The following is an 11520-nucleotide window of genomic DNA, read 5'->3' as shown; positions in this document are numbered from 1 at the left end:
AGGCACACTTCCTCGATAAATGTGCGGTACATAGGTATATCAAACGTTCAAAATTCAGCTGAACCTTGCCCCTAAACCATTCATTAATGGCGTTATTTTTTCGCACTCAATGCGCCTAATATCAAGTTTCCTTTCCGATACGAGACTTCCCGCATGACTTCATCAATGGAGAATTCATTTACCACTCCGCCAAACAACGAGCCGCTCAACGGAGTATTCAACAGGATCAATGATTGGGACAAAGCCAAAACCATCGAAAAATGTATAACCGACAAACTGCCCAACGCCGAAAAAACAAGAATCGATGCGTATCGCTCTGCACTTGAAAAGTTTCTTCCTTACCGAACTTATTTCGAAAACCTGCTAACCAACATTGATCATCCCGCTGTTTTTTGCCGAAGAAAGCTTCAGGAAGAACTGCGTAAAACGTACGGAACTCAATTCAGGGTGGGGGATAAAATCAGACTCAAGCCCAAGGCCTCCTCGAAGAGAGGCAAGCATGTCTACACCCTGCTGCAGGCGGCCATGCTGAACTTCAGCAACGCAGAAGCCGCCGTTGATTATTTCTCCACCGATAGCGAAACGTTAGCCGATTTGTCAGACGCGCCAGCCGAAGGCCCTACAGACAGCAAGATCACTGCGCATTCATTCGCTGCCCTGAGTCGCAATCTGGACCTGGGTAACGAGTACCAGAAATACGTCAGCCATATACTCCGCGTTTCCAGTGTCCGGTTACATGCCGAGCAACTTGCCAGACTCGACATGAAGCTGGCGGCGTACACCCAATACTTCAACGATGCTATTCATCAGTCTGCGCTGCTCATGCTAACCCAACTTGTGGATGGCCACGAAGACATACTTAACGGCAGCACATTCAACAACTCGCCTGTCCAGCTCTATTCAGTACAACTTTTTCGCAAATATGTTGTAGACGCAGTACTCATCGTGTGTCGACTGACAAATGAGTCAACGAAGGATCGCTACTTTTTATATGTGCCTGAAGACCCGGGTTCGATTTTCTACCAGGATGATGACGAGGACAACTGCAGAATCAGACTGGCCGCCAACATGATTGGCCTGACGTCCCTCCGCGAGTTATTCGCATCTGGCTTGAACCAGAGCGATCAAGAAGAGTTTCTAAAGAAAAATCTCCACGACATTTCGATTACCGAGGACATAAGCTTTACCCCGTTAACTCAGGGACTGTTCAACTACCTATTTACCAGGAAAGTGAACAAGTTCTTCTCCGACGCCAAACGAGTGGCGGTTCCCAAAGCAGACATTGACCAGTCAATCCACAGCAACCGTCGTGAAAATACCGTGCTGCAACAACGCCCACCGCTGTCCGAGACGGTGCTGTATGACTTCAGCCAGCGCATCCGCCGAAGTGCGGTGGATGCATTGCTAAGCGAAGTATTTACCGGTGTAGAAGACTGGTCCTGCAGCAATAAGCATACGGCGCTCAACAAGCTGTTGGATATCAAGGAAACATTGGCGTCCGAAGAAGTTTGCGACTCAAGCTGCACTGCAAAAAACGTGTTGGCGGACTACTTCAAAGAGTTCGAGATAGAAGATCACGCCAATGCCCACAAAAACAGTGATCTGCTGTGGAGGCGCGCGCTGGCCGGGTACGAACAACGCGCTCAAGTCGAAAACCGGGTCAAGGATCTGGCCGGTTCCGATCAAGATGACCACCGGGTGCTCAACTTCAATGGAATGCATTTCATCAGGATTGACGGACGGATCTATGAGGTTGAGCGCAACCCTCTGGCCTGGCGCATTCGCCATCCGTTAACTGGCAGTGCATATCGCCCACCCGTGGTGTATTCGCCTGGCAGTGGCTGGAGTTTGCAGCACAAGCAAGCTGTGACTCGGCGCCCGGAATGATCCGATAAAGGTCTGGGCGCAGCGACACCGCCAGCGGTCTTATAACTTATCGTTCTAAAACTCCACTTACCGAGGCGGGTCAGTTTCTGAGTACCCGCCCTTTTGGCGAGGTAGCGTTTGACCCCTCCCCAACGGAAAAACCGGTAAGGACTTTATGTGCGGATTAGCTGGCGAGTTACGTTTTGATCATCAACCTGCAGACCTTGCAGCCGTTGAACGAATTACCCATCACCTGGCCCCTCGCGGGCCGGACGCGTGGGGCTTCCATGCCCAAGGGCCGATTGCCCTGGGCCATCGTCGCCTGAAAATCATGGACCTGTCGGACGGCTCGGCGCAGCCGATGATCGACAGTCAGTTGGGCCTTTCACTGGCCTTCAACGGTGCGATCTACAACTTCCCGGAACTGCGCGCCGAACTCGAAGCGATGGGTTACGCGTTCTATTCCGGTGGTGACACCGAAGTGCTGCTCAAGGGCTATCACGCCTGGGGTGAGGCGCTGCTGCCGAAACTCAACGGCATGTTTGCCTTCGCCATTTGGGAGCGCGACGCTCAGCGTCTGTTCATCGCCCGCGACCGTCTCGGCGTCAAGCCTCTGTACCTGTCGCGTACCGGCCAGCGTTTGCGTTTCGCCTCGGCACTGCCAGCGCTGCTCAAGGGTGGCGACATCAACCCGATCCTTGATCCGGTGGCGCTCAACCATTACCTGAATTTCCACGCGGTGGTCCCGGCGCCGCGCACCTTGCTGGCCGGCATTGAAAAACTGCCACCGGCGAGCTGGATGCGCATCGAAGCCGACGGCACTACCGAGCAGAAAACCTGGTGGACCCTGCCGTACGGCCCACACGACGACGAGAAAAATCTGACCCTCGAAGACTGGGTCGACCGTGTCCTCGACAGCACCCGCGAAGCCGTGGCCATTCGCCAACGCGCCGCCGTGGATGTCGGCGTGTTGCTCTCCGGCGGTGTCGACTCGAGCATGCTGGTCGGGCTGTTGCGTGAAGTCGGCGTGGAAGACCTCTCAACCTTTTCCATCGGCTTTGAGGATGCAGGCGGCGAGCGCGGCGACGAATTTCAGTATTCCGACCTGATCGCCAAGCACTACGGCACCCGGCACCACCAACTGCGCATCGACGAGAAAGAGATCATCGAGCAACTGCCCGCCGCCTTCCGCGCGATGAGCGAACCGATGGTCAGCCACGACTGCATCGCGTTCTATCTGTTGTCTCGCGAGGTGGCCAAGCACTGCAAAGTGGTGCAGAGCGGCCAGGGCGCCGACGAGTTGTTCGCCGGTTATCACTGGTATCCGCAAGTGGACGGCGCTGCCGATCCTTACGCGGCGTATCGCGAGGCGTTTTTCGACCGCAGCTACGACGACTATGCCGCCACCGTGCAGCCGAAATGGCTGACCGCGAATGACGCTGCCGGCGACTTCGTGAAGGAACATTTCGCACAACCCGGCGCCGAGGCGGCGGTAGACAAAGCGCTGCGTCTGGACAGCACGGTGATGCTGGTCGACGACCCGGTCAAACGCGTCGACAACATGACCATGGCCTGGGGCCTGGAAGCGCGCACGCCGTTTCTCGACTATCGCCTGGTCGAGCTGTCGGCGCGGGTGCCGGGCAAGTTCAAACTCCCGGACGGCGGCAAGCAAGTGCTGAAAGAAGCGGCGCGCCGGGTCATTCCGAGTGAGGTCATTGACCGCAAGAAAGGCTACTTCCCGGTGCCCGGCCTTAAGCATTTGCAAGGCGACACCTTGAACTGGGTGCGCGAACTGCTGCTCGATCCGAGCCAGGATCGCGGCCTGTTCAACCCGGCCATGCTCGACAAATTACTGACTGATCCGCAAGGCCAACTGACGCCGTTGCGCGGCTCGAAGCTGTGGCAACTGGCAGCCCTGAACCTGTGGCTCAGTGAACAAGGAATCTGATTGATGAAACCCCACGCCACGGCCATCAACCAACGCCTGATTCGCGGCCAGACGCCGTCGTATGAACGCTTGCAGGCGCGTCTGGCCGAAGACGGCAGCGAACTCGGCGCCGCGCCCATTGCAGTGCATTGCGGCTGGGGCCGATTGTTGATCGGCCACACCTTTCCCGACCCGGCGACACTGGCGCAGGAACTGCTCAACGAGCAGCCCGGCGAGCGCGACATCGCGCTGTACGTCGCCGCGCCGCAACAGATTCTCGGCCTTGAACCGACGCAGTTGTTCCTCGACCCGTCGGACACATTGCGCTTGTGGTTCAGCGATTACCGTCAGGCCACTCGCGTGTTTCGCGGCTTCCGCATTCGACGGGCGCAGAGCGAGACGGATTGGCAGGCAATCAACCAGCTGTATCAGGCACGCGGCATGTTGCCGATCGATGCCTCGTTACTCACTCCGCATCATCAGGGCGGCCCGGTGTACTGGCTGGCCGAGGATGAGGACAGCGGCGCGGTGATCGGCAGCGTCATGGGCCTCAATCATCACAAAGCCTTCAATGATCCGGAAAACGGCAGCAGCCTGTGGTGCCTCGCGGTTGATCCGCAGTGCTCGCGCCCCGGTGTCGGCGAAGTGCTGGTGCGCCATCTGATCGAACACTTCATGAGTCGCGGCTTGAGCTATCTCGACCTGTCGGTGCTGCACGACAACCGTCAGGCGAAAAACCTCTACGCCAAGCTCGGTTTCCGCAATCTCTCGACCTTCGCGATCAAGCGCAAGAACGGCATCAATCAGACGCTGTTCCTTGGTCCCGGGCCGGAAGCCAATTTCAATCCCTATGCACGAATCATTGTCGAAGAGGCCCATCGACGCGGTATCGACGTACAAGTTGATGACGCCGACGCCGGACTGTTCACCCTCAGCCACGGCGGGCGCCGCGTGCGTTGCCGCGAATCGCTGAGCGACCTGACCAGTGCGATCAGCATGAGTCTGTGTCAGGACAAGAGCCTGACCCACAAAGTGCTGAAAGCCGCCGGGCTGAAACTGCCCTCGCAACAATTGGCCGGCAACGCTGACGACAATCTGGCCTTTCTCGATGAGCATCAACGCGTGGTGGTCAAACCGCTCGACGGTGAACAGGGCCAAGGCGTGGCGGTGGATCTGCAGAACATCGAAGAGGTGCAGCAGGCCATCGAAACGGCGAAGCAGTTCGACAGCCGAGTGCTGCTGGAGAGCTTTCACGAAGGTCTCGATCTGCGCATTCTGGTGATTGGTTTTGACGTGGTGGCGGCGGCGATTCGTCGTCCGGCGGAAGTGATTGGCGATGGTCAGCATTCGATTGGTGCGCTGATCGAAGCCCAGAGCCGCCGCCGGCAGGCAGCCACGGGCGGCGAAAGCAAAATCCCGCTGGATCATGAAACCCAGCGCACGTTGCATGCGGCCGGTTACGACTACAGCAGCATTCTGCCGGCCGGTGAGCATCTGTTTGTACGGCGTACGGCGAATCTGCACACCGGCGGCACGCTGGAAGATGTCACGGCGATTCTGCATCCGACCCTGGTCGATGCGGCCGTGCGCGCGGCGCGGGCACTGGATATTCCGATGGTCGGTCTCGACCTGATGGTGCCGGCGGCGGATCAGCCCGAATACGTCTTCATCGAGGCCAACGAACGCGCGGGCCTCGCCAATCACGAACCGCAGCCAACGGCGGAGCGCTTTGTCGATTTGTTGTTTCCGCACAGTCAGCCGGTGATTTGAAATTGATGTGCTGAATTCACCGCCGCCATCGCGAGCAGGCTCACTCCTACATTTAATCGCGTTCCCCTGTAGGAGTGAGCCTGCTCGCGATGAGGGCCTCAAAGGCGCCACAAATTTTTCTCCTCATCGAAACCATCGATGTGCTCAACCCATCAGGAGTTTCCATGACCACACAAATCCCTGAACCAGATCTCAACTATCTGCAAAAAGTCCTCCTGGAAATGCTCGCCATTCCCAGCCCTACCGGGTTCACCGACACCATCGTGCGTTACGTCGCCGAACGTCTGGAGGAGCTCGGCATTCCATTCGAAATGACCCGGCGCGGCACCATTCGCGCCACGCTCAAGGGCAAGAAAAACAGCCCCGACCGCGCGGTTTCGGCCCACCTCGATACCATCGGCGCGGCGGTGCGTGCGATCAAGGACAACGGTCGCCTGACCCTCGCCCCGGTCGGCTGCTGGTCGAGCCGTTTCGCCGAAGGCAGTCGCGTCAGCCTGTTCACCGACAACGGCGTGATTCGCGGCAGCGTGTTGCCGCTGATGGCGTCCGGGCATGCCTTCAACACCGCAGTGGATGAGATGCCGATCAGTTGGGATCACGTCGAACTGCGTCTGGACGCCTACTGCGCGACCAAGGCTGATTGCGATTCCCTGGGTATCAGCGTCGGCGATGTGGTGGCGTTTGATCCGCTGCCGGAGTTCACCGAAAGCGGCCATATCAGCGCTCGCCATCTCGACGACAAGGCTGGCGTTGCGGCGTTGCTGGCATCACTCAAAGCCATCGTCGACAGCGGTCAGGAACTGATGATCGACTGTCATCCGCTGTTCACCATCACCGAGGAAACCGGCAGCGGCGCGGCGGCAGCATTGCCGTGGGACGTCAGTGAGTTCGTCGGTATCGACATCGCACCAGTCGCGCCGGGGCAACACTCCAGCGAACACGCGGTGAGCGTGGCGATGCAGGATTCCGGCGGCCCGTACGACTATCACCTGTCGCGGCACTTGCTGCGTCTGGCCGGTGAAAACGAACTGCCGGTGCGCCGCGACCTGTTCCGCTACTACTTCAGCGATGCGCACTCGGCGGTGACCGCCGGGCATGACATCCGCACCGCCCTGCTCGCCTTTGGCTGCGACGCGACTCACGGTTACGAGCGCACGCACATCGACAGTCTGGCGGCGCTCAGTCGCTTGCTTGGGGCGTACATTCTGAGTCCGCCGGTGTTCGCCAGCGATGCGGCGCCGGCGAATGCGTCACTCGACCGCTTCAGTCATCAGATCGAACATGACACGCAGATGGAGAGTGATACGCGAGTGCCGTCGGTGGACAGTCTGGTGGGGCAGCGTAACGATAGTTAGATCAACGTTGTTTGAAATACCGTTATCGCGAGCAGGCTCACTCCTACAGGGGAATGCATCCCAAATGTGCGAGCGAGCCTGCTCGCGATGGGGCCATATCAAGCAACACAGAACTGGCAGGCAATCGGCAATCGCCGTAGCATCCCGACATTGATTTAGCCGAGGTGCCCATGCTCATTCCTTACGACGCTCTTGAAGTCGACACCCTCACCCGCCTGATCGAGGATTTCGTCACCCGCGACGGCACCGACAACGGCGACGACACCCCGCTGGAAACCCGCGTGCTGCGCGTGCGCCAGGCACTGACCAAGGGCCAGGCACTGATCGTCTTCGATCCGGAAAGCGAGCAGTGCCAACTGATGCTCAAACACGACGTGCCCAAGCACCTGTTCGACTGAACCCCTCAGCGAGCCTTTTCCGTGGCTTGCTTGCGCTGGATCCGCTCATAGACCTCCGAGCGATGCACATTGACCTTCTGTGGCGCCTCGACGCCAAAGCGCACGCTGGAACCGTTCACGGACAGAACGCGCAAGGTGATGTCATCACCGATTGAAATCAACTCACCAACGACACGGCTGAGCACAAGCATGAGATTCGTCCTTCAGGGTTAACGAGCCCTGAAGATGCGCGGCTTGCGGCGGCTCTACAATGCGTTGCGAGCAAATCAGTAATGCCCTACGCGGTGCAGCGCGACTGCCCTTCAGACATTTCCTGCAAATCGTTAAACACGCTTCTTCTCAAGCGGCGGAAAAGCGTGGACCAAACAAAATCACGCTGGCACCGATCACGCACAACGCCACGCCGATCCAGTCTGAACCCAACGGCCGAACCCGCTCGACCACCGCCAGCCAGCCAATCGAAGCGACGATGTAGATCCCGCCATAAGCGGCGTAGGCGCGACCGGCATAGGCCGCCTCGACTCGCGTCAACAGCAGCGCGAACAGGGTCAGGCTGAGCAGCGCAGGAATCACCCACAAGGCGCTTTTGCCCTGACGCAGCCACATGAAGAAGGCGAAACAACCGGCGATTTCAAACAGCGCCGCGAGGAAGAACCACAGGTAATTGAGCATTTGCACGTCCAGACAGGGTGACCATTGCGGCCACCCTATCGACGCCAAACGCCGGGGGCAAGGTCAGCTATTGCTCTGCTTGGCCTTGGCACGCATTTTTTCCGCCATGGCGGTCATTTCGTTGTAGAGCAGTTGCGGGTTTTTCTGCTTGATCGCCCAGGCCATGCGGCCCTGCTCATGCGGCAGGATCATGAATTCGCCGGCGGCCACTTGCTGATAGATGTAGTCGGCAATGTCCGCGGCAGTGATCGGCGAACTTTCCAGCAGTTTGCCGACCTGAGCTTTCATGGCCGGGGTCGGTCCACGGAAAGAGTCGAGCAGATTGGTCTGGAAGAACGACGGGCAAACAACGTGCACGCCAACTTCCTGTTGCGCCAGTTCGATCAGCAGACTTTCCGACAATGCCACCACGCCAGCCTTGGCCACGTTGTAGTTGCTCATCGCCGGGCCTTGCATCAGCGCCGCCATGGAAGCGATGTTGATGATCTTGCCTTTGCTTTGTTCAAGCAGTGGCAAGAACGCTTTGCAGCCCTTGACCACGCCCATCAGGTTGATCGCGATCTGCCAGTCCCAGTCCTCCAGCGACAGTTCGCTGAAGAACCCGCCCGAGGCGACGCCGGCGTTATTGACGATGATGTCGATGCCGCCGAAGTTCTGTTCGCAGGCCTGGGCGAATGCGGTGAGTTGGCTGTAATCACGCACATCGCAGCGCTGGATGAAGCCATCGCCGCCCGCCTCGCGGACCATTTTCAGGGTTTCCTGCAGGCCGGGTTCACTGACATCCGACAAGGCCAGTCGCCAGCCTTCACGCGCCCAGCGCAGCGCGATTTCGCGACCCAGGCCCGAGCCTGCACCAGTGATCATCATGCGATTTTGCATAGCGGACAGCCTTGTTGTTCTGGGGAAGATCAGCCGAGTGTAGCGAAGGATCTTTGGTATCCCACGCTCCATCAGAATGCTGAATACAGGATCAAAAGATCGCAGCCTTCGGCAGCTCCTACTAGTGAACTCGTGTAGGAGCTGCCGCAGGCTGCGATCTTTTGATCTGTCGCTGTAAAGGAAATAAGCGAGTAATCCAAATACATTAAAAAAACATTGAATTTTCGCTCATTCGCACCAGTCGGATTTTGTAAGCCGTCTGGAATTACTTAGTCTCCAGTCGCCCCTTGAACAGCAAGACTTCTCGAACACAATCAACAAGGAAATCGACATGGGCACAATTCTTATCATTATCCTGATCCTGTTGCTGATCGGTGGTCTGCCGGTCTTCCCGCACTCCAGAAGTTGGGGTTATGGCCCTTCGGGCATTATCGGCGTGGTGTTGGTCGTGCTGTTGGTGCTGTTGTTACTCGGTCGGATATAAAGATTCCGGCATAAAAAAAGAGGCCCTGTTCAGGGCCTCTTTTTTATTGCGCGGACTTTGCTCTAACGAGCAATCAGTCCGGCTTGCCGTTAATCACGCCGGCAGTGTTGTCCATCAGGCTCTTGGTCGCCGTTTGCAGGAACGATTCCAGCTTGAGTTTCAACTCGGCGGTGCGCGGTGCGTCCGGAACGACTTCGGCACTCGGGTTGGCACCCAGTTGGTACTTCCAGATCTTCGGTGCCATTTCCTTCTCTTTCGGCAGTACGAGGATCTCGTCAGCAGTGACGATGGCGGTGGTCTGCTCGCTGCCCGACGGTTTGATCACACCGAAACCGGTGTCGCCTTCCGGCAGGTTGAGCAAGTCACGGCCCCAGCACTGATGACGCACTTCGCCACCCAGACGGCCCATGATGGTCGGCACGATGTCGATCTGCGTACCCACGGTGTGGTCACGCGTACCGAACTTCTCCTGAATGCCCGGGGCAATCATCAGCATCGGCACGTTGAAGCGGCCCAGGTCCATTTCAGTAATCTGGCGTTCGTTGCCAAAACCGTGGTCGCCGACGATGACGAACAGGGTTTCCTTGAAGTACGGCTCTTTACGCGCCTTCTCGAAGAACTGACCCAATGCCCAGTCGGCGTAACGCATCGCGGTCAAGTGTTCGTTAAGCGAACCGCGGTCGGTCACGCGCTCGACCGGCAATGGCGTCGGCAACGCGTACGGCGTGTGGTTGGACAGGGTTTGCAGCAGTGCGTAGAACGGCTTGCCGTTTTCCCGCGCCTTCAGCTCGACCAAGCCACGGTCAAACATGTCCTGGTCGGACACGCCCCAGGTCGGATCGGAGAACACCGGGTTGACGAAGTCGTTACGGCCAACGAAGTTGGTCATGCCCTGGTTGCTGAAGAAGCCCGACTGGTTGTCCCAGGCGAAGTCACCGTTGTAGACGTACACGTCGTCGTAGTCACGGGCGCTGAGCAACTGCGGCAGACCGGACAGTTTGTGGCTGCCTTCCGGGGTCTGCATCAGGTATTCGAAACCTGGCAGGTTGGGGAAGCAGGCCATTGTCGCGAACATACCCTGGTGGGTGTGCGTACCGTTGGAGAAGAAGCGGTCGAACAGCAGGCCTTCCTTCGACAGTTTGTCCAGGTATGGCGTGATGTTGCCCGGTGCACCCAAGGCGCCGACCGAATGACCGGCCATGCTTTCCATCAGGATTACCACGACGTTCTTGATCGGCAGGGTCTTGTCGGCTGGCGGCGTGTAGTCACGGCGCACGGCGGCGATGTCGGCATCGACCAGTTTGTCGTCCGGCATCAGCAGCATGTCACGCACGACTTTCTGCGCTTGTTCTTGCGGCAGCGTGGCTTTCCAGATGTTGTCGCGATCTTCGCCCATGCGGTCCTTGGCGGCGGCGATCAGCGACAGCGTACCGTTGAGACCGAGCTGGTTGGCGAAGTTCGAGTCGGTGGTGTAGACGTCACCCCAACGCATTGGCGGGCCTTGACGCAGAGTGCCACGAGCGGCGACCACGCAGATCAGCAGGCAGACCACGAATACCGCAAGGCGTGTGTACCACGGTGCCACCTGACGGGTGCTGACGCTGCCGCCACTGAACGGCCCGCGCGGACGCGTGGCACGGTCGGCGCCTTTGAACGCCAGGGTCAGAATGACGGTGCCGATGACCCAGGCCAGCAGATAGCGAACCACCGGAAAACCGTACCAGAGCATGCTCATCACGGTTTTCGGATCTTCTTTCACGTACTGGAACACCAGACCGTTGAGGCGCTGGTGGAACTCGCGATAGAAGTCCATCTCCATCAGGCCGAGGAACAGCGCGATACTCGAGGCAATCGTCAGCCACAGACGGAAGAAGCCGCGTGCAGCCATGGCGCGGGCACTGAACAGTGCGAGTACCAGCGGAATGCAGACGTAAACCACCAGGCGCAGGTCGAAACGCAGGCCGTTGGCGAAGGCTTCGAGGAAAGTCGAAGCCGGGGTGTCGAGGATCATCTCGCGGTTGTAGACCAGCAGCGCGAGGCGCAGCACGGAAAACATCACCATCATGACCAATGCACAAAGCAGCGTGTAGGCCAGATGCGATTTGACGGTCGGTTGCAGCAGGCGAGCAGAAGATCGCTGCTGATTCAGGGCGTCCGGGTTTGCCATGT

General features: G+C 58.3%; 10 protein-coding genes. 6 read left to right on the top strand and 4 right to left on the bottom strand.

What is annotated here, in order from left to right:
* Positions 1–153: 153 nt before the first annotated feature.
* From JFT86_RS15180 to JFT86_RS15160, 5 genes are all read left to right on the top strand, one after another.
* Positions 154–1887, top strand: coding sequence for a DUF6543 domain-containing protein (locus tag JFT86_RS15180; protein WP_201232357.1), 1734 nt, complete (start codon positions 154–156; stop codon positions 1885–1887).
* Positions 1888–2041: 154 nt separating this feature from the next.
* Complete coding sequence (locus tag JFT86_RS15175; protein WP_201237283.1) at positions 2042–3814, top strand: N-acetylglutaminylglutamine amidotransferase; 1773 nt, start codon at positions 2042–2044, stop codon at positions 3812–3814.
* A gap of 3 nt (positions 3815–3817) precedes the next feature.
* Positions 3818–5563, top strand: coding sequence for an N-acetylglutaminylglutamine synthetase (ngg, locus tag JFT86_RS15170; protein WP_201237282.1), 1746 nt, complete (start codon positions 3818–3820; stop codon positions 5561–5563).
* Positions 5564–5727: 164 nt separating this feature from the next.
* Positions 5728–6918 (top strand): osmoprotectant NAGGN system M42 family peptidase, encoded by a 1191-nt coding sequence (locus JFT86_RS15165; protein ID WP_201237281.1) that lies wholly within the window; start codon positions 5728–5730, stop codon positions 6916–6918.
* Positions 6919–7088: 170 nt separating this feature from the next.
* Positions 7089–7316, top strand: coding sequence for a YheU family protein (locus tag JFT86_RS15160; RefSeq protein ID WP_003192759.1), 228 nt, complete (start codon positions 7089–7091; stop codon positions 7314–7316).
* Positions 7317–7321: 5 nt separating this feature from the next.
* On the opposite strand, the gene csrA is transcribed toward JFT86_RS15160, so the two are convergent.
* From csrA to JFT86_RS15145, 3 genes are all read right to left on the bottom strand, one after another.
* Entirely contained in the window at positions 7322–7507 is a 186-nt protein-coding gene (gene csrA, locus JFT86_RS15155) for a carbon storage regulator CsrA (RefSeq protein ID WP_064120335.1), read from the bottom strand.
* Positions 7508–7655: 148 nt separating this feature from the next.
* Complete coding sequence (locus JFT86_RS15150) at positions 7656–7988, bottom strand: YnfA family protein (RefSeq protein WP_003226957.1); 333 nt, start codon at positions 7986–7988, stop codon at positions 7656–7658.
* A gap of 63 nt (positions 7989–8051) precedes the next feature.
* Positions 8052–8867 carry an SDR family oxidoreductase gene (locus JFT86_RS15145; protein ID WP_201237280.1) on the bottom strand — a complete coding sequence of 272 codons (816 nt, stop codon included), beginning with the start codon at positions 8865–8867 and terminating at the stop codon, positions 8052–8054.
* Positions 8868–9192: 325 nt separating this feature from the next.
* Here JFT86_RS15145 and JFT86_RS15140 point away from each other — a divergent pair, with 325 nt between their 5' ends.
* Entirely contained in the window at positions 9193–9351 is a 159-nt protein-coding gene (locus JFT86_RS15140; RefSeq protein WP_169432680.1) for a DUF3309 family protein, read from the top strand.
* A gap of 73 nt (positions 9352–9424) precedes the next feature.
* Here JFT86_RS15140 and JFT86_RS15135 read toward each other — a convergent pair whose 3' ends face one another.
* Complete coding sequence (locus JFT86_RS15135; RefSeq protein WP_201237279.1) at positions 9425–11518, bottom strand: LTA synthase family protein; 2094 nt, start codon at positions 11516–11518, stop codon at positions 9425–9427.
* Positions 11519–11520: the final 2 nt, after the last annotated feature.

This window comes from Pseudomonas sp. TH06 (assembly GCF_016651305.1).
GTDB lineage: Bacteria > Pseudomonadota > Gammaproteobacteria > Pseudomonadales > Pseudomonadaceae > Aquipseudomonas.
Note: the sequence above shows the minus strand (reverse complement) of the source record. Positions and strands in the feature narration are given on the sequence as shown.